At 75.6% G+C, this 17,332-nt stretch carries 16 protein-coding genes; 5 read left to right on the forward strand and 11 right to left on the reverse strand.

Going from position 1 to position 17,332, the window contains the following annotated elements; all coding sequences use genetic code 11:
• The first annotated feature begins 161 nt into the window (after nucleotides 1-161).
• From ACFYNO_RS06670 to ACFYNO_RS06680, 3 genes are all read left to right on the forward strand, one after another.
• A complete protein-coding gene (locus ACFYNO_RS06670; RefSeq protein WP_388006298.1) occupies nucleotides 162-3,044 on the forward strand; it encodes an Ig-like domain-containing protein in 2,883 nt (960 codons plus the stop codon).
• A gap of 377 nt (nucleotides 3,045-3,421) precedes the next feature.
• Nucleotides 3,422-4,660 carry an SPFH domain-containing protein gene (locus ACFYNO_RS06675; RefSeq protein ID WP_388006301.1) on the forward strand — a complete coding sequence of 413 codons (1,239 nt, stop codon included), beginning with the start codon at nucleotides 3,422-3,424 and terminating at the stop codon, nucleotides 4,658-4,660.
• Nucleotides 4,657-5,769, forward strand: a complete 1,113-nt coding sequence (locus ACFYNO_RS06680; RefSeq protein WP_388006304.1) for a C40 family peptidase — start codon at nucleotides 4,657-4,659, stop codon at nucleotides 5,767-5,769. The genes ACFYNO_RS06675 and ACFYNO_RS06680 overlap by 4 nt, the downstream gene beginning before the upstream one ends.
• A gap of 67 nt (nucleotides 5,770-5,836) precedes the next feature.
• Here the strand turns inward: ACFYNO_RS06680 and ACFYNO_RS06685 are convergent, their stop codons facing one another.
• Complete coding sequence (locus ACFYNO_RS06685; protein WP_388006307.1) at nucleotides 5,837-6,805, reverse strand: aldo/keto reductase; 969 nt, start codon at nucleotides 6,803-6,805, stop codon at nucleotides 5,837-5,839.
• A 107-nt stretch (nucleotides 6,806-6,912) separates the two neighbouring features.
• Here ACFYNO_RS06685 and ACFYNO_RS06690 point away from each other — a divergent pair, with 107 nt between their 5' ends.
• Nucleotides 6,913-7,122, forward strand: a complete 210-nt coding sequence (locus ACFYNO_RS06690; protein WP_388006310.1) for a hypothetical protein — start codon at nucleotides 6,913-6,915, stop codon at nucleotides 7,120-7,122.
• 123 nt (nucleotides 7,123-7,245) lie between these two features.
• The gene (locus ACFYNO_RS06695) at nucleotides 7,246-8,169 is read left to right on the forward strand and encodes a tyrosine-protein phosphatase (RefSeq protein WP_388006313.1); all 924 of its coding nucleotides are present in this window, start codon (nucleotides 7,246-7,248) and stop codon (nucleotides 8,167-8,169) included.
• Between the two features lie 21 nt (nucleotides 8,170-8,190).
• Here the strand turns inward: ACFYNO_RS06695 and ACFYNO_RS06700 are convergent, their stop codons facing one another.
• The 10 genes from ACFYNO_RS06700 to ACFYNO_RS06745 all read right to left on the reverse strand — a co-directional run bounded on the left by ACFYNO_RS06700 (nucleotide 8,191) and on the right by ACFYNO_RS06745 (nucleotide 17,174).
• Nucleotides 8,191-9,045 carry an RNA polymerase sigma factor SigF gene (locus ACFYNO_RS06700; RefSeq protein ID WP_388006316.1) on the reverse strand — a complete coding sequence of 285 codons (855 nt, stop codon included), beginning with the start codon at nucleotides 9,043-9,045 and terminating at the stop codon, nucleotides 8,191-8,193.
• Between the two features lie 171 nt (nucleotides 9,046-9,216).
• Nucleotides 9,217-10,125, reverse strand: a complete 909-nt coding sequence (locus ACFYNO_RS06705; protein ID WP_388006319.1) for an RNA polymerase sigma factor SigF — start codon at nucleotides 10,123-10,125, stop codon at nucleotides 9,217-9,219.
• 235 nt (nucleotides 10,126-10,360) lie between these two features.
• Entirely contained in the window at nucleotides 10,361-10,654 is a 294-nt protein-coding gene (locus ACFYNO_RS06710) for a Dabb family protein (RefSeq protein ID WP_388006322.1), read from the reverse strand.
• A 98-nt stretch (nucleotides 10,655-10,752) separates the two neighbouring features.
• A complete protein-coding gene (locus tag ACFYNO_RS06715; protein ID WP_388006325.1) occupies nucleotides 10,753-10,917 on the reverse strand; it encodes a hypothetical protein in 165 nt (54 codons plus the stop codon).
• A gap of 338 nt (nucleotides 10,918-11,255) precedes the next feature.
• Nucleotides 11,256-11,675, reverse strand: a complete 420-nt coding sequence (locus ACFYNO_RS06720; RefSeq protein WP_388006328.1) for a DUF6917 domain-containing protein — start codon at nucleotides 11,673-11,675, stop codon at nucleotides 11,256-11,258.
• On the reverse strand, nucleotides 11,672-12,634 hold the full coding sequence (locus ACFYNO_RS06725; protein WP_388006331.1) for a Gfo/Idh/MocA family protein: 963 nt from the start codon (nucleotides 12,632-12,634) through the stop codon (nucleotides 11,672-11,674). Before ACFYNO_RS06725 ends, ACFYNO_RS06720 begins: the two co-directional genes overlap by 4 nt.
• A complete protein-coding gene (locus ACFYNO_RS06730) occupies nucleotides 12,631-13,842 on the reverse strand; it encodes an Ldh family oxidoreductase (protein WP_388006334.1) in 1,212 nt (403 codons plus the stop codon). Before ACFYNO_RS06730 ends, ACFYNO_RS06725 begins: the two co-directional genes overlap by 4 nt.
• The gene (locus ACFYNO_RS06735; RefSeq protein ID WP_388006337.1) at nucleotides 13,833-15,188 is read right to left on the reverse strand and encodes a M20/M25/M40 family metallo-hydrolase; all 1,356 of its coding nucleotides are present in this window, start codon (nucleotides 15,186-15,188) and stop codon (nucleotides 13,833-13,835) included. Before ACFYNO_RS06735 ends, ACFYNO_RS06730 begins: the two co-directional genes overlap by 10 nt.
• Nucleotides 15,182-16,150 (reverse strand): sugar phosphate isomerase/epimerase family protein, encoded by a 969-nt coding sequence (locus ACFYNO_RS06740; protein WP_388006340.1) that lies wholly within the window; start codon nucleotides 16,148-16,150, stop codon nucleotides 15,182-15,184. The genes ACFYNO_RS06735 and ACFYNO_RS06740 overlap by 7 nt, the downstream gene beginning before the upstream one ends.
• On the reverse strand, nucleotides 16,140-17,174 hold the full coding sequence (locus ACFYNO_RS06745; RefSeq protein WP_388006343.1) for a Gfo/Idh/MocA family oxidoreductase: 1,035 nt from the start codon (nucleotides 17,172-17,174) through the stop codon (nucleotides 16,140-16,142). The genes ACFYNO_RS06740 and ACFYNO_RS06745 overlap by 11 nt, the downstream gene beginning before the upstream one ends.
• Nucleotides 17,175-17,332 lie beyond the last annotated feature (158 nt).

The raw sequence follows: 17,332 nt of genomic DNA on the forward strand, positions 1-17,332 counted from the left end.
GGCCCCTCGCCCGAGGCGAGGGGCCTTCGGCGTTCCGGGGCCCGGGTGGGGGCGACGCTGCGCCGCACGGGTGGATCCCGGCGCGGCGGCGCGAGTGGTGGGGCTGATGGCTCGTTAGATCGTGATTCCTTCTTGTCACATCGTGTGCACAGGAGGATCTGATGACCGCGAGCTCGCCCCGGGCCGGCCGGTCCAGCCGAAGCCCCCGCCCCGCATCCCGGCGAGCGCCGCGGCGCGGCCTCGTGGTCGCCGTCGCGCTGGCCACCGGACTCGCCCTGGGCTGGCTGCCCGCCGTCTCACAGGCAGAGCAGACCCCGGACAACTGGGCCGGTGACGACCGCGCGGTGCTGCGCTCGGGCCTCACCGTGGACCTGTCGTTCGCCGCCGAGCCCGGCGTCACCGCCGAGTCCGCCGCCGGCACGCTCGGCACCGACGCGGGCTACGCCGACGGGGTCGGCGCCGGCACCGCCGCCGAGACCTTCACGGTGGCCGAGGACCGGCCCGCGCCGGCCGGCTCCTGGCGCACCCTGGGCACGCTGCGGCTCGCCTTCTCCCGCCCGGTGCGCAACCCCCGGCTGCACATCAGCGGGCTGGCCGCGGCGGGCGGCTCGGCGCTGCGGCTCAGCGTCACCGGCGGCACCCCGGCCGGGCCGGCCCTCACCCCGCGCTCGCCCTGGCAGGGCTGGAGCGCGGCGGGCGGCACGCTCGGTCCGTCGTCCGGGGACTCCGCGGCCCGCCTCGACCCGGCGGGGACCCTGGAGCTGGACGGCACCTTCGACACCGCCACGCTGCGGGTCGAGCGCCGCGACGCGGGTCCGGGCGGCGGCGGCACGCTGCCGGCCGCCCGGCCGGCGTTCACGGTGAGCCTGGACGAGGCGCTGGGCAGCGCGCCGGACGGCTACGGGAACGCCTCGCACGTGATCTCAGACCTCTTCCTCGGCAGCGACGCGATCGGGCCCACCCCGCGGATCGCACTCGCCCGAGCCGGCGTCCTCCGGGCTCCGGCCGGCCGGCTGAACCCGGAGATCCAGCCCGGGCGCGTCGAGCACACCTCCAACGACCCGGCGGTCACCTTTCCCGACGCCGCGGCGATCGGCGGCTACTACGACCTGACCGTGCCCGTCAGCCCCGGCCAGAGCGGGGCCACCCTGGCGGGCTGGATCGACTTCGCCCGGGACGGCAGGTTCGACGCCTCGGAGCGGGCCCAGGTCGACGTCGCCCCGGGGGCGGGCAGCGCGACGCTGGAGTGGATCGTGCCGCCGGACGTTGCCGCCGGGGACACCTGGGCGCGGCTGCGGATCGCCCGGGACCCGTCCCAGGTGGTCTCGCCGGACGGCTACGCGGACGCGGGCGAGGTCGAGGACCAGCTGATCCACCTCACGGTGGCCGCCGCCAAGCCGGAGATCACCAGCCCGGTGGCCGGCGCCGCGGTCGGCCAGGACCGGCCGCAGATCCAGGGCGACAGCGGGGTGCCCGGGGCGACCGTGGTGGTCCAGGAGGGCTCGGCGGCGGTCTGCCAGGCGACCGTCGGCCGCGACGGCGGCTGGGGCTGCCAGGCCGACCGGCCGCTGGCGGCGGGCGAGCACCAGCTGGTGCCCGCCGAGACCACCAGCGGCGGCGTGGTGCTGCGCGGCGACCCGGTGCGGATCACCGTGAGCACCACGCCGCCGCCCGCGCCCGTGCTCACCCTGCCCGAGTACACCAACGACCCCGGACTGCTGCTCACCGGCACCGGCGCGCCCGGCACGGTGGTCGCGGTCACCGAGGGCGGGCCGGAGGACGAGCTATGCCGCAACGGCGTGCGGGCCGACCACAGCTGGTCCTGCCTCCCGGTCGAGGACCTGGCGGAGGGGCCGCACGTGCTCACCGCCACCGCCGTGGACGCGGCGGGCAACCGGGCGGCCGGGAAACAGGTCACGCTGACCGTCGACACCGTGCCGCCCGGCAAGCCCGAGCTCACCGTGCCGGGACCGGGCGAGGAGCTGCACGTGCTGCGCCCGAAGCTGGCGGGCACCGGCGAGCCCGGCGCCACCGTGACGGTGGTCGCGGGGGCGGGCGGCGCGCTCTGCTCGGCGGTCGCGGCGGTGGACGGCAGCTGGACCTGCAACGCCCAGCGCGACCTGGCGGCGGGCGAGCAGCTGCTCACGCCGACGGCGACGGACCGGGCGGGGAACGGGACGGCGGGGGACGCGGTGCGGGTGCGGGTGGCGGTGGCTTCGGCGTCGCCGACGGCTTCGGCTTCGGCATCGCCTTCGGGGACGGCTTCGGCGTCTGCGTCGGGGACGGCGTTGCCTTCGGCTTCGGAGTCGCCCACGGCGTCGGTTTCGGCGTCGGGGACGGTGTCGCCTTCGGGGACGGCATCGGCTTCCGCTTCGCCCACGCCGTCGGCTTCCGCGTCGGAGACGGCATCGGCGGTGGCTTCGCCCTCGGGGACGGTGTCGGCTTCGGGAAGTGCCGCGGGCTCGCCTTCGGCGACGGTGACCACCTCGCCCACGCCCACGCCCACGCCCACGCCCACGCCGACCTCGACTCCCACGCCCACGCCCACCCCCACGGCATCCGCTGCGGCGACGGCCTCCGCGAGCGCACCCGCCACCGCGTCGGCTTCCGCCCAGGGGAGTGCGGCACCGACGGGCTCGCCCTCGGCTCCGGCGACCGCGTCCCCGGTGCCTTCGTCCTCGGGGAGCGTGACGCCTTCGGCCGCCGCATCGCCGAGCAGCAGCGCCTCGTCCTCGGCCACTCCGGAAGACAGCCCCGCGCCCGCCGTGGTCAGCGGTCTGGAGGTGCCCGTTCAGGTGCCGGCGGTGCGGGCGCTGCCGATGGCGTTCCTGACGCAGGTCGCGCCGCAGGAGAAGTCCGCTCCGTCGACTCTGGATGACGGAACCCAGCGCCTGGCGCCTCCGCCTGCGAGTTCCCCGACGGATGGTCACGCCTCGCTCGGCGGCTGGCGGGCGGCGGCCTGCGGCCTCTTCCTCATCGTGGCCGGCCTGACCCTGGTCACCCGCCGCGTCTTCGCCCGAGGGCCGGGCAGGCGCCGCCGTTAAGGAGAGGAGAGGGGAGAGGAGAGGCGCGCGCGGGGGCGCTGCTCGGCGCGCCCTGGGGGTGTGGTCCGGCGAGGGGGCGCCGGGCCGGCGGCTGGGCGTCCCGGGTTGGCCGTGCTCTGGAGACGCGCACCGCGACTACTTCCTCTCCGCACACCCCCTGCCCCTCCCGCGTGTCTCTCGCCCCCTCCGCGCCCAATCGGGTGGCATCCCCCGCCCCTCCTCCCGCCTGGCGCACCGTCAGTGACCTGCACATACACCAGTCGTCGCAGCGGGATCCACCCCTGACACACCGACAGTCATATGTCGCATTTGAGGACTTATGTACTTAGCCTGACTCTCGCACTGCTCGTCAGATCCCGAGCCCTGAGGATCCCCGCATGGACGTCCCGCCCGACACCGCCCGCCGTACTCTCGCCGGGGCGACCCCCCTGCCGAAGCGGGAAGCGCCGCCAAGTGGGGAGTCGGAGCCCACCGAACTGCTCGCGGTCCCGGCCCCGGCCGCCGCGCCCAAGGTGGCCGTCTCCACGGTGGCCGCTTCCACGGTGGCCGCCTCCACCACCCCGCGGAGCCGTCCACAGGCTGTGGACAGTCGCACCGAAACCGCCTCCCGCCGGCCGCCCAAGGTGGATCCGGAGCTGCGGGAGCGGCCCGCGCTGGCGCTGCCGGGGTGGGTGGCGCTGCTCGCGATGGTGCTGGCGGCGGTCTCGGTGGTCGCGGTGCTGGCCCGGGCCGGGGTGCTGCCGCAGTGGGGCGGGCTGCCGGACCTGCGCGGTGCGGCGGCGAAGGAGCTGGGGCGGGCGGCGGTGACCGACTGGATGCTGGGGGCCGTCACGGCGGCGGCGCTGGCCGGCCTGGTCGCGCTGACCGGGCTGCTGGCGAACCGGGCCGGCGAGACCCGGGTGCTCAGCAGTTGGGGGCGCTACCGGGGCACGGTGCGCCGGGCCGGCCTGCTCTGGGTGAACCCGCTGCTGCGGCGGCGCCGGGTGGACGTCCGGCTGCGGCACTGGCGCAGCGAGCCGGTGCAGGTGACCGACCGGGTCGGGATGCCGATCGTGGTGCGGCTGCTGGTGGTCTGGCGGATCAAGGACACCGCGCGGGCCGAGTTCGCCGTCGCGGACCACGAGGCCTACCTGCGCGAGCAGATCCACGCCGTGCTCACCCGGACCGCGAGCACCCTGCCGTGCGACAGCAACGCCGGCCCCGGGCCCGCGCTGCGCGACGGGCAGTGGTTCGCCGACGAGCTGAGCCGCGGCCTGGCGGCGGAGGTGGCGCCGGCGGGGCTGGAGGTCTTCTCGGTGCAGCCGCTGGCCCTGGAGTACGCGCCGGAGGTGGCCGACTCGGTGCGCCGCCGCCGGCTCGCCGACCTGGACGCCGGCCTGCGCACGGTCCTGGTCGACGACGCGGTGGAGGCGGCCGCGCTGGCGGTGCGCCGGCTGGAGCGCGCCACCGCCCACGAGTTGGACGAGGCGGCCCGCAGCGCCCTGATGGAGCAGCTGCTGGTGGCGTTCGTCGCGCCCGCCGGGGTGGCGAATCCGCTGCCCGGGACGGTCCCGGCACCGGTGGTCCGGGGGGCCGCCAGGAACGGGGCAGCGAGCAAGGAAGGGAATCGAGCATGAAGATAGCCACCGACCCCGCGCTGATCGGCTTCGAGGAGCGGATCGGCAACCTGCCGGCCCCCGGCGGCTGCCCGTGCGGCCCGTGCCGCTCGCACGCCTCCCTCCTGGCGCTCCGTCAGCAGCGGCCCTCGCAGCGGGCCGGGCGAATACCGCCCCTGGGCCTGGCCGTCCGCAGCGCCTGCGTGGCCACCACGGTGCTCTCCGGCGCCGCGGTGCTCGGCACCGGGGTCGCGATGGCCGAGCCGGCCCCCAGCCACGCGGGCTGGGACGGCTCGCGGTACTGGTTCCGGAACGCGGCGGGCGAGTGGCGCTACACCGTCCACTACGACGTGTACCTGAGCCGCACGGGCCAGCAGGCCCAGCAGCAACAGCCGCAACCGCAGTCCGCCGAGGACGACGGCAGCGGGATGCGCCAGGGCTGGGACGGCTCCCGCTACTGGTTCAAGAACGAGGCCGGCGAGTGGCGCTACACCGTCCACTACGACGTCTACCTCAGCCGCACCGGCCAGCAGGCCCAGCAGCAGCAACAGCAGCAACAGCAGCAACCGCAGCAACCGCAGCAACCGCAGTCCGCCGAGGACGACGGCAGCGGGATGCGCCAGGGCTGGGACGGCTCCCGCTACTGGTTCAAGAACGAAGCGGGCGAGTGGCGCTACACCGTCCACTACGACATCTACCTCAGCCGCACCCACCAGCAGCAGCAACCCGCGCCCACCGGCACCCCCACCCCCACCCCCGCCTCCACCAACAGCACCGAACCCGCCATCGCCTACGCCCTCGCCCAGCTCGGCAAGCCGTACGTGTGGGGCGGCGACGGCCCGGACGGCTACGACTGCTCGGGCCTGGTGCAGCAGGCCTACCGCAGGGCGGGCATCGACCTGCCACGGGTGGCGGACGACCAGTACGCGGCCACCACCCCGATCAGCCCGGGCCGGCTGCGGCGCGGCGACCTGATCTTCTGGTCGGATTCCGGCCGCGCCTCCGGCATCCACCACGTGGCGATCTACCTGGGCGACAACCAGTACGTCGAGGCCCCGCGCCCGGGCAGGAACGTCCGCATCTCCACCCTCAACAGCGGCTACTACCCGACCCACATGGGTCGCCCGTAGCCCTCGCCGCCCGTCCGGCCGTGCGCCCGGCCGCCCGCACCCCGCGGGCGGCCGGGCGCAGCCGCGTTCAGGAGGAGGCCGCGTCCAGCAGTGCCAGCTCCTCCGCGCCCAGCTCCAGCCCGACCCCGGCCAGCAGCGGGACCAGCTGCTCGGGGGTGCGGGCGCTGGCGATGGGCGCGACCACGGTCGGCTGGGCGGCCAGCCAGGCGATCGCCACCGTGGCGGGCTCGACGCCGCGCGCCTCGGCCACCGTGTCGACGGCGGCCAGCGCCCGCAGCGCCCGCGGGTCCTCCAGGTAGCGGGAGGCGCCCTGGGAGCGGGCGCTCTGCACCGCCGGGCCGCCCGGCCGGTACTTGCCGGTCAGGAACCCGGCGGCGAGCGCGAAGTACGGCACCGCGGAGACCTCGTGCTCGGCGGCGACGGCGGCCAGCGGGCCCTCGTAGGTGTCCCGGGAGACCAGGTTGTAGTGCGGCTGCAGCGCCTCGTAGCGGGCCAGGCCCTCCTTCGCGGCGAACGCCAGCGAGTCGGTCAGCCGCTCGGCGGAGATGTTGGAGGCGGCCACGGCGCGCACCTTGCCCTCCCGCACCAGCGCGTCCAGCGCGGTGACGAACTCCTCCACCGGCACCTCGGGGTCGTCCCGGTGGGTGTAGAGCAGGTCGATGGTCTCGATGCCGAGCCGGCGCAGCGAGTCCTCGGTGGCCGAGCGGATGTTGGCGGCGCTCAGGCCGGTGGCGTCGGGGTGGATGCCGACCTTGGTGGCCACCACCACCGAGTCCCGGTTGCCGCGCTCGCGCAGCCAGGCACCGAGCACCGTCTCGGACTCGCCGCCCCGGTGGCCCGGCACCCAGGCCGAGTAGACGTCGGCGGTGTCGACGAAGTTGCCGCCGGCCGCGGCGTAGGCGTCCAGCACGGCGAAGGAGGCGTCCTGGTCGGCGGTCCAGCCGAAGACGTTGCCGCCCAGCGCGAACGGGAAGACGGACAGCTCGGAGCGGCCGAGCCGGACCTGCTCCGGGGTGGTGCGCACAGTATCGGTCATGAAGGGGGACAACCCGGCGGGCCCGGCCGGAATTCCGGGCCGGACGTCACTCCCCGGAGGGGTCCGGGCTGTCCCGGGACGCACGGCATTGGCTAGAGTCCGGTGCCATGGCTGAGAACAACTATGAAGACCCCGCCGGGAGCACCCAGATGTTCCGGGCCTTCGTCGAGACCCCGCAGGCCCAGGGCCAGACCAATGTCTCCGTGCACCGCAGCGGCAGCAGCAGCGGCGGCAGCAGCCGCACCGGCGTGATCGCGCTCGGCGTGGTCGTCGCGCTGGTCGTGGTGGTCGGCGTCGTCTGGCTGGCCGTCAAGTAGCAGCGGGGACCGGACCCGGTCCGCGGATCGGCCCGCGGGCCTGTCCCGGCCGGGCCCGGCTCCGTACCCTGGGCGGACGGCGGCGCGATCGGCGCCGCCGCGGCGAGCCAGGAGACAGACCCCGTGACCGAGCAGCCCGTGCAGCCCCAGACCGTCCTCGCGGTGCCGGTCCCGCCAGCCCGCAGCCTCGGCCTGGCCGGCGCCGTCAACGCCCGCGACCTGGGCGGCTACCGGACGGCGGACGGCCGGGTGCTCCGGCATGGCGTGGCGCTGCGCAGCGACGGGCTGCACCGGCTGCAGGAGGCCGACGGCGCGCTGCTCGGCGCGCTCGGGGTGCGGCACGTGGTGGACCTGCGCTCGCTGGAGGAGGTCCGGGACGCCGGGCCCGACCTGATGCCCGGCCTGGCGGTGGCGGTGCTGCCCCTGGACGGCGGCGACCCGCTGGTGCTGCCCGGCGTGGACCCGGACTCCCCGACCCTGCACCACCTGCCGGTGCACGCCCGGGAGCTGGACATCGCGGCGGTGCTGCGCCGCACGGTGGCCGAGTGCGACCCGGTGGCCGCCCGGGCGGAGCTCGGCGACGGCGGGGCGGCGCGGATGATGATCGGGCTCTACCGCTGGTTCGTCACCGACCGGGTGGCCCGGGAGCGGTTCGCCACGGTGCTGCGGCTGCTGGCCGAGCCGGCGGCGCCGCCGGTGCTCTTCCACTGCACGGCGGGCAAGGACCGCACCGGCTGGATGGCCGCGCTGCTGCTCACCGCGCTCGGGGTGGACCGCGAGACGGTGCTGGCGGACTACCTGGAGACCAATGTGCGCGTGGGCGCGCTGGTGGACACCCTGGTGGCGAGCTACGGCACCCGGGGGCTGATGGCCGAGCCGGAGCTGCTGCGGCCGATCTTCACCGCCGACCGCAGCTACCTGGAGGCCGCGTTCGAGGAGGTGGAGGTCGGCTGGGCCGACTTCCACGACTTCTGGCGGACCGGCCTGGGCCTGGACGACGCCGTCCTGGCCGGTCTGCGCAAGAACCTGCTGGAGGACCTGGCCTGACCCGGGGCGCCCGGCCCCGGGTCAGCCCTCCGAGGTCAGGCCCTCGCGCAGCTGGGTCAGGGTCTTGGTGAGCAGCCGGGAGACGTGCATCTGCGAGATGCCGATCTCCTCGCCGATCTGGGACTGCGTCAGGTTGCCGAAGAACCGCAGCATGATGATCCGGCGCTCCCGGGGCGGCAGCTTGGCCAGCAGCGGCTTCAGCGACTCGCGGTACTCCACGCCCTCCAGCGCCAGGTCCTCGTAGCCGAGCCGGTCGGCCAGCGGACCGTCGCCGTCCTCCTCGCCGGGGCCGGAGTCCAGCGAGCTGGCGGTGTAGGCGTTGCCGACGGCCAGGCCCTCCACCACCTCCTCCTCGCTCACCCCGAGGCTGGCGGCCAGCTCGGCCACGGTGGGGGAGCGGTCGAGGCGCTGGGCGAGCTCGTCGCCCGTCTTGGTGAGCGCCAGCCGCAGCTCCTGCAGCCGGCGCGGCACCCGGACCGACCAGCTGGTGTCCCGGAAGAACCGCTTGATCTCGCCCACCACGGTGGGCATCGCGAAGGTCGGGAACTCCACCCCGCGGTCCGGGTCGAACCGGTCGATCGCCTTGATCAGGCCGATCGTGCCGACCTGGACGATGTCCTCCATCGGCTCGTTGCGGCTGCGGAACCGGGCCGCCGCGTACCGCACCAGCGGCAGGTTCAGCTCGATCAGGGTGTCCCGCACATAGCCGTGCTCGGCGCTGCCGGGCACCACGGTGGCCAGCCGGCGGAAGAGCGAACGGGAGAGCGTGCGGGTGTCCAGGGCCGGCGGCGGTGACACCGCGGCGCCGGGCTCCGGAGCGTGCTCGGCGATCGCCGTACCACCGTGGATCTTCGCGCCGTCCGGCTCTGCGGACATGCACCCACCCCCTCGTGACAGGTCGAACGGGAGCCCCCGCAGCGGCGGCTCCCCGGTCCGCGCCGAATGATCGACGCCCCCCACCGCTTGCTTACCGGAACATCGCGGACGGCAAACCCGAACGTCGCCAGATGTCACCCGCCGGTAACGCGCAGCGATCCGGAGCGGGGCTCACTCCTCCCAGGAGTTCCCGGTCCTGAGCCTGGTCAGAATCCTGGAGAGCAGCCGGGAGACGTGCATCTGCGACATCCCCAGCTCGTTGGAGATCTGCGACTGCGTCAGGTTGGCGAAGAACCGCAGCATCACGATCCGGCGCTCGCGCTCCGGCAGCTGCACCAGCAGGTGGCGCACCATGTCGCGGTGCTCCACGTCGGTCAGCGCGGAGTCCTCGTAGCCGAGCCGGTCCAGCAGGGCCAGGCCGCCCTCGTGCTCCTGGGCGGCCTCCAGCGAGGCGGCGTTGTAGGCCCGGCCGGCGTCCAGGCAGGCCCGGACGTCCTCCTCGGGGATGCGCAGGCTGGCGGCGATCTCCGGCACCTTGGGGGTGCGGCCCTGGGTCACCGTCAGCTCCTCCATGGCGCCGCTGACCTGGACCCAGAGCTCCTGCAGCCGGCGCGGCACGTGCATGGTGCGCACGTTGTCCCGGAAGTAACGTTTGATCTCCCCCAGGATGGTCGGCAGCGCGTAGGTGGGGAACTGCACGCCGCGGGTCGGGTCGAACCGGTCGATCGCGTTGATCAGGCCGATGGTGCCGACCTGGACCACGTCCTCCATCGGCTCGTTGCGGCTGCGGAACCGGGTCGCGGCGTACCGCACCAGCGGGATGTTGACCTCGATCAGGGCCGCCCTGACCTGCTCCCGCTCGGGGGCCTCGGCGGGCAGCTCGGCCAGCCGCTCGAAGAGCACCCGGGTCAGGGTGCGCACGTCGATCGGGCCGCCGGTCGCCTCCGGCTCGGGGGCGACCTCGGGGGTCCCGGCCGCCGGCTCCGCGCCCGCCCCGGCTTCCGGCTCCGCGTCCGCGCCGGTGCCCCGGTCCGCGCCCGCGTCCGCGGCCGTGTCCGGCTGGCTCTCCTGGATCGGCACGGACTGGTCACCCCCTCTTCGCTCACCGCCTCGCCCTGCCCGGCCAAATCGGTCATAGCATCACAAGCCGGGCGTGGTCCGTTCAAGTACCGGACTCAGGTGTGTTGACGGCCCGTCGGCTGACCGGAGGCGGGCAGCAGCAGGGCCCGCCGGTCCGCGGCGCGACTGGCGGGAAGTCGGCGACGGCGGCGGGCCCGGGGGTCGTGCGGGCACGACCGGGCGATCGGACGGCGGGTCAGACCACGAAGTCGACCACCGAGAGAGTGGAGATCGCACGCCACAGCGCACCGGCCGCCACGTGGTCCGGATGGGTGGCGTAGGCCTCCAGGCCCGCCTCGTCCGCGAACAGGCTGCTCAGTGCGTAGTCGTGGGCGATGTCGCGCGGGCTGAAGTTGAAGCCGTGCTGCCACTCCAGCAACTCGGGGACCTTCCGGTCGAGGCCGACGAAGGCCTCGTGGGCGGCCAGCACGCGCGGGTCGTCCTTGGCGATGCCCTCGTTCAGCTTGAACAGGACCAGGTGGCGGATCACGGGGTGCTCCTAGGCAGGTGAGGGTGGGTCCCGGCCACGCTACTCGACCGGGGCCGGCGGCCCGGCGGCCGTCCGCTCCTCGAACCGGCCGCCGGGGCTCACTTGATCAGGCCGGTCATGAACTGCCCGATCGCCTTGGCGGCCTCGGAGATGCCCTCGAAGCCCGATTGGACCAGCTCGGCCGCGCGTGCGGGGGAGTGGATGATCGTGTAGCCCACGAAGATCACCAGCACGTACATGCCGACTTTCCTTGCCTGCGCCATCGGTACCGCCCACCTCCGCCGTCTTGCCCCGGCCCCAGCGCCCGTTGAGCGCACGGCCCCTGCGCGCAGCTTATCCACCGGATGGCTCAATCAGGTGAGCAACGCGTTCACTCCGCGGGACGAAGGTCCCCACGACCGGGGTCCTTGTACGGATGCCCGGCGCCGCGCGGTTCGGCAGGATGGTTGCTGTACCGAGGATCTGGCAGGAATCCTCCGGTGCGCGGGTCCGGAGGTCCCCGCTGTGGGACCGGGCGCCGCGGGTTCGTCCCGAGCGGCGCCGGTTGTGGGACCTCCGCCGGGGCAGCCGTCCGTTCCCCCCGGGACGGCTGCCCCCACTCTCATCCCTGGGTGAAGCGCACCTCGGCCTCCGGGGCCAGCCCCAGCTCCTCGCCGGTCACCGGCTCGCCCGTGCTGATCAGGATGTTGTAGTGGTTGGGGAAGTGGCAGGCGTCGAAGCCCAGCACCGTGCCCACCGGGCGGCCGCCGATCCAGACCGTGTCGCCCCGGTCGATCACGCCGGCCCGGGAGATCTCGGTGAAGCCGAGGAAGCCCACCCGGTCCACCCGGGTCCCCGGGGTGCCGTCCGCGACGTCCGTGGTGACCAGCTCGTGCAGCTCGCCCGCCCGCACGCAGCGGCTGGCGTACGGCTCCACCGTCATGCCGCGGTCGTCCCGGCGGTGCACCAGCACCTTCACCAGCTCGCCGGCCACCGGCCGCTTGGCGCCGTCCTCCCGGAGCGCCGTCTCCCGCAGGGTCATCGGGCCTCCTGCGGGATGCGGATGGCGGGGTGGGTGACGGCGGTGGCGGCCAGCCGGTAGGCGGTGTGCACCAGCTGCAGGGCGTGCGCGCCGCCGTCGCGGTGGCCGGCCGGGGCGTCCAGCGCGGCGCCGAAGGCCGCCAGGATCCCCCGGTACTCGTGCCAGAGCGACTCCTTGAAGCCCGGATTCCCGGCCAGCAGGTCGGCCGTCCGGACGCTGCCGTCGGCCAGGATCAGCCGCACGTCCTTCAGCTCGCCCGGGTAGGACCAGTCCAGCTCCACCCTGGCCCGGACCGGGTGCGGCCCGTCGGCTACCAGGTCCACCACCGCCTCCCGGTCCAGCCCGGCGGCGTCCCGCTCGATCTCGGCCCGGGTCACCGTCAGCGGCGCCTCGCCCAGGCAGCGGCGGACCAGGTCGAAGGCGTTCGGCCCGTTGTCGGCCACGCAGCCGCCGCCGCAGCGCGCCGGGTCCAGGTACCAGCGGTCCCGGCCGACGTGCTCCTCGATCAGCTCGAAGTAGCGCACCCGGACCTGCCGGACCGGCTGGTCGAGCCCGGCCAGCAGCTCCAGCAGCGGGGCGTTGTAGCGGCGGTGGAAGGCGGTGAAGAGCACCGTGCCGCGCTCGGCCGCCAGCCGCTCCAGCTCCCGGGCGTCGGCCGGGTGGGTGGCCAGCGGCTTCTCCACGCAGACCGGCAGTCCGGCCGCCAGCAGGTCGCGGCAGACCGGCGCGTGCGCGTCGTTCGGCACCGTCACCACCGCGCCGTCCAGCTCCGGCCCGTCGGCCAGCAGCGCGCGGTGGTCGGGGAAGACCGGCAGTCCGGCCGCCAGGTGCCCGGCCAGCGCGGCGTCGTCCAGGTCGCAGACCGCGGCCAGCTCGAACCGCGGGTCGGCCTCGATCGCGGCCAGGTAGAACCGGGAGATGACGCCCAGTCCGATCACGGCGATCCGGCGGGGCGTCATGCCGTCACCTCCTCGGCCGCGGCGGCGCCGATCGGGCGCGGCGGGGTCAGCCCGCAGGCGCCGGCCAGTTCGGTCAGCTCGCGGAACCGGGCCGGCGACAGGTGCACCCCGCCGATCAGCTGGCGCTCCGCCAGCTCGCCCTCCGGGTGGCCCGGGTAGCCGACCGGCCGGGCCGGGTCGATCGGCGGGCAGTCCAGCAGGGTGCCGAAGAGCCCGGCCGCCTGGGCGGCGAACTCGGCGCCGTCGCGCACCGTGCCGGGGGCGATGGCCAGGGCCAGGTAGCCGATGTCGTCGTCCCGGCCGCTCGGCCGGCCGTCCCCGGTCAGCGCGGCCGGCTCTGGGCCCAGGCCCGCGCCGGCCAGCAGCGCGCCCAGCACCTCCACCACCAGCCCCAGCCCGTAGCCCTTGTAGGCGCCGGTCTGCGGCTCGCCGCCGAGCCAGAGCAGGTGCGCGTCGCCGCGGTCGAAGGCGGCCGGGTCGGTCACCGGCGCGCCCTGCTGGTCGGCCAGCCAGCCGGCCGGCACCGGCTGGCCGGCCCGGGCGGCGGCCCGCACCCGGCCGGTCGGCACCGCCGTGGTGCTCATGTCCAGCACGAACGGGTGCAGCCGGCCGCCGGCCGGCGCGGCCACGCTCAGCGGGTTGGTGCCCAGCATGGTGACCCGCCCGCCCGGCGGCCGGGCGATCCGCTGCCGACCGCAGTTGGCGGCCAGCAGCCCGATCATGCCGCGCCGGGCCGCCCGCAGGGTGTGGAAGCCGGCGCAGCCCAGGTGGGTCGCGCCGCGGACCGAGACCAGGCCGACGCCGAACCGCTCGGCCCGCTCCACCGCCAGGTCCATCGCGGCCGGGGCGGCCCACAGGCCGAGCGCCCGCCGGTCGTCCAGCAGCACCGCGGCGCCCCGGTCGGCCAGCACCTCGGGCTCGGCGGCCGGATCGGCCCGGCCCTCGTCCAGCAGCGGCAGGTAGAGCCGGGTCAGGTTGACCAGGCCGTGCGAGGTCAGCCCGGTCAGGTCGCCGTAGCAGAGCGCCTCGGCGGCCGTCCTGGCCCGGGCGGCCGGCAGCCCGCGGGTGGCGAACACCTCGGCGGTGAACCGCAGCAGCTCCGGGTAGCGGACGGCAGCGCCGGGGCGCGGGCCGGGCGGGGCGGTGCCGAGCCGGGCACCGTCGCCCTCGGCGTGCCGGTCGTCGAGCGTGGGGGTGGTCAGCGACATGCGGCGCGGGCCTCCTGGGTGGGTAGGTGGGCGGACAGCGGTCCGGGACTGTGGTCGGCGTCGAAGGCGCAGAGCAGGTCGCGCACCGCGCGGGCGAAGCCGTTCAGCTCGGCGGTGCGCACGAACTCGCCGTCCGCGTGGGCGTGGTTGCCGGCCAGCGTGCCCGGGCCGAGCACGGCGGTGGCGGTGCCCGGATGGCCGGCCAGCCAGATCGCGTCGCAGGTGAAGCCGGGCTCCCCGTCCGGCCAGCCGGCGATCCCGGCCCGCTCCAGCAGGCCGGTCAGCCAGCCGTCCCCGGCCGCCGGGCGCAGCGCCGGCAGGCCGCGCTTGAGCCAGTCCAGCCGGGTGATCCGGGCCGCGTCCACGGCGGTGCGGGCCAGCAGCGGGTTGGCGGCGAAGCGGTCGGCGAAGGCCCGCAGGCCGTCGGCCAGCGCCTCGGTGACGGCCTGTTCGAGCCGGGCCGCGGTGGCCAGGTCCGGGTAGGCCAGGTTGATCAGCAGCTCGCCCTTGCCGTAGACCCGGTTGTGCAGGTGGCCGGTGTGCAGGCCGGCGATGCAGAGCCGGCCCTCGCCCGGGGCGACGGCGCCGGCCAGGTGCTGGGCCAGGAAGCCGAGCAGCACGGTGGCGTTGTGGCCGGCCGACGGGCGGTCGTCCACCGCGTCCTGGCCGTCGGTGGTGATCCGGGCGGTCATCGCGGCCGTGCAGCGGGTCAGCGCCCGGTTGCCGGTGGGCTCGCAGAAGACGTTCAGCCGGCCGAAGTGGCCGGCCGCGACCAGCGGGCGGGTGCCGATGGTGCCCAGTGCACCGCCCTCCTCGCCCGCCACGGCCTGCAGCAGCACGGTGGTGCGTGCGGCCAGCCCCGGCCGGGCGGCCAGCGCGGCCCGCAGGCCGGCCAGCAGGGCAACGGCCGGGCCCTTGGCGTCCACCGCGCCGCGGCCGTGGAAGGTGTCGGTGCCCGGGTCGTGCCGGACCGGCTGCAGGCCGGCCACGGTGTCCAGGTGCACGTTGAACATCACGGTGCGCTCGCGCGGGGCGCCGGCCGGGCCGAGCCGCAACAGCAGCGAGGGCTGCTCGGCGAGGAAGCCCGGGTCGTCGGCGGCGTCGCGCACCGGGCGCGGCACGTCCGGCAGTTCGACCCAGGCCCGGTCCGGCGGGCCGTGCCGCACGGTGTCGAAGCCGAGCGGGGCGGCCGCGGCCGCATAGCGCTTCTGGGCCTCCCAGAGCCGCGGGGTGCCGCCCTCCAGCGGGCCGGTGGTGGGCAGCGCGAGCAGGTCCAGCAGCAGGGCCCGGTCCGGCTCGGTGATCAGCGCGGTGGTGCCGGGCGCGGGCTCCGGGGCGGTCAGCACGGCGCCGTCCACTCCAGGCCGGCCGCGCTGCCCCGCCAGTGGCCGCCCTCGGCCGCGGCCGCCTCGGCGAGCTCGCGCAGCGCCTGTCCGCAGCGGGCGAAGAGGGCGCGGCAGCGGGCCGGTTCGTCCCGGAAGCCCTCGTGCGGGCGGACGGCGAGGTGCGGCTCGATCGACCAGTGGCCCTGGTAGCCGACCTCCAGCAGCAGCCGCAGGCAGCGGTCCACCTCGGCCGCGCCCTCGCCGGGCACCCGGTACTCGACGCCGGCGGCGGTGGCCACCGCGTCCTTCACCTGCACGTGCCGCACGTAGGGGGCCAGGGTGCGCAGCATCTCCAGGGCCCGGTAGTCGTGGGCGGCGCCGTTGCCGGTGTCGAAGAGCAGGCCGAAGGACTCGGTGCCGGCCGCGTCCAGCAGACGCAGCGCCCGGGCCGGGTCGCGGCCGGCCCAGCCGGAGCAGTTCTCGTGCAGCAGCACCACGCCCAGGTCGGCGGCGGCGCGGGCCAGCACGCGCACCCGGCGCAGCACCTCGCGCTCCCAGTCCACCTCGGTGAGGCCGTCGTTGGGGTAGGACATGATCCGCAGGTAGCCGCTGCCGAGGGCCGCGCAGCGGTCCGCCAGCACGGCGAGTTCGGCCAGCTCCTGGTCCAGGTCGCAGCTGACCGGGCGGGCCCAGCCGCCGATCCGGGAGGCGACCACCGGCACCCGCAGGCCCGCCTCGGCGATCCGGGCCGCGGCCCGGGCGAACGCCGGTCCGTTCAGCAGCTCCAGCGGCTGGCCGTCCACGGTGCGCAACTCGATCGCCTGCCAGCCGAGTTCGCGAGCGGCGGCGAGCTGTCCGGCCAGCTCGGGGGCGGCCTCGTCGGTGATCCCGCAGTAGCCGACGCGCTGCAGCCGGGGCTCGGCGGCGCCGTCCCGCGGGGGCGAGTTGCCGGTGGTCAGCTCGGGGGACAGCTCAGTGGACATAGGACAACTCCCGTTCGGTATCGGCCGATCCGATGATCAGGTCCGCGCCGCTGAGCCGCTTGGCGTCGCTCAGCAGCCGGACCACCCTCAGCTGGGTGTCGAACTCGACCCGCGGCGGCACCGGGCCGGCCAGGAAGCGGGCGTAGGCGCGCCGCAGGTAGCTGCTCAAGGCGTCGTCGGGGAAGACGTCGTGGCTGCTCACCCGCCGCCCGCCGATCCGGAGTTGGGCGTACTCGTCATCGGCGCCGGCGGCGAAGTGGCCGGTCGCGGTGGCCCGGGCGAAGCGCAGCGTGATCCGCCGCTCGCGGACCGGGGAGGCCAGGTCGGAGACGATCTCGGTGCGGGCGCCGGCGTGGTGGGCCAGCACCAGCCGGGCGCTGCCGAGCGCCGGGCGGACCTGGCCGGCCACCCGCAGGTCGCGCCAGTCGGCCTGCACCACCTCGCCGTCCCCGGCCAGCCGCAGGGCCACGCCGAGGGCGTGCGGCATCTCGACGTCGAAGGCGGTCGGGTGGCCGCGGTCGGCCAGCGAGCGGCGGAACCGCGGCTTGTGCTGGCGCACCGTGATCCGCCGCAGCTCGCCGAGGTCGCCGGTGCCGACCAGGGTGGCCAGCCGGTCGGTCAGCCCGCTGGCCAGCCAGGGGGCCACCACCAGCACCTCCAACCGGGCCCGCCGCACCAGCTCGTCCAGCGCCGCCAGATCCTCCGGACCGGCCGCCAGCGGCTTCTCCACGATCAGCCGCCGGAATCCCAATTCGGCTACCTCGCTGATGAGTTCGGTGCGCCGCAGCGGCGGGGTGCAGATGTGCACCACGGTCCGGTCCGGATCGAGCTGCCGCCGGGCGGCGGCCAGCGAGGGCAGCAGACGCAGCTCCGGCGACTCCGGTAAGGCGGCCGCACCGGGATCCACGCCGAGCAGCGGGGCGTCGGCGAACAGCCGTCCGGGCTCGCGCCGCAGCCGCAGCAGCACCGGCAGGTGCAGACCGGCACCCGCCCGCCCGAGGCCGACGATCAGGGTGCGGAACATCGCGCGGTGCCACCTCCGGGACGGGAACGGGAGTTCGGGGCGAGGGAGTTCGGGGGCCGGGGGAGCGGGCGCAGCGGGCCCGCGGCGCCAGCGTGCCGATCATGCTGACGCCAAGTCAACTCGCTTTGGGCTGTTAGGTTCACTAAAGAGTGGTTTAT

It is taken from the genome of Kitasatospora sp. NPDC006697 (assembly GCF_042869935.1).
GTDB lineage: Bacteria > Actinomycetota > Actinomycetes > Streptomycetales > Streptomycetaceae > Kitasatospora.

Excerpts from the sequence above, each read along its gene's own strand:
- ACFYNO_RS06670 (WP_388006298.1), top strand. The coding sequence starts at position 162 with ATGACCGCGAGCTCGCCCCGGGCCGGCCGGTCCAGCCGAAGCCCCCGC.
- ACFYNO_RS06725 (WP_388006331.1), bottom strand. The coding sequence starts at position 12,634 with ATGACGCCCCGCCGGATCGCCGTGATCGGACTGGGCGTCATCTCCCGG.
- ACFYNO_RS06700 (WP_388006316.1), bottom strand. The coding sequence starts at position 9,045 with ATGTCCGCAGAGCCGGACGGCGCGAAGATCCACGGTGGTACGGCGATC.
- ACFYNO_RS06740 (WP_388006340.1), bottom strand. The coding sequence starts at position 16,150 with ATGTCCACTGAGCTGTCCCCCGAGCTGACCACCGGCAACTCGCCCCCG.
- ACFYNO_RS06745 (WP_388006343.1), bottom strand. The coding sequence starts at position 17,174 with ATGTTCCGCACCCTGATCGTCGGCCTCGGGCGGGCGGGTGCCGGTCTG.
- ACFYNO_RS06675 (WP_388006301.1), top strand. The coding sequence starts at position 3,422 with ATGGACGTCCCGCCCGACACCGCCCGCCGTACTCTCGCCGGGGCGACC.
- ACFYNO_RS06730 (WP_388006334.1), bottom strand. The coding sequence starts at position 13,842 with ATGTCGCTGACCACCCCCACGCTCGACGACCGGCACGCCGAGGGCGAC.
- ACFYNO_RS06685 (WP_388006307.1), bottom strand. The coding sequence starts at position 6,805 with ATGACCGATACTGTGCGCACCACCCCGGAGCAGGTCCGGCTCGGCCGC.
- ACFYNO_RS06680 (WP_388006304.1), top strand. The coding sequence starts at position 4,657 with ATGAAGATAGCCACCGACCCCGCGCTGATCGGCTTCGAGGAGCGGATC.
- ACFYNO_RS06720 (WP_388006328.1), bottom strand. The coding sequence starts at position 11,675 with ATGACCCTGCGGGAGACGGCGCTCCGGGAGGACGGCGCCAAGCGGCCG.
- ACFYNO_RS06715 (WP_388006325.1), bottom strand. The coding sequence starts at position 10,917 with ATGGCGCAGGCAAGGAAAGTCGGCATGTACGTGCTGGTGATCTTCGTG.
- ACFYNO_RS06690 (WP_388006310.1), top strand. The coding sequence starts at position 6,913 with ATGGCTGAGAACAACTATGAAGACCCCGCCGGGAGCACCCAGATGTTC.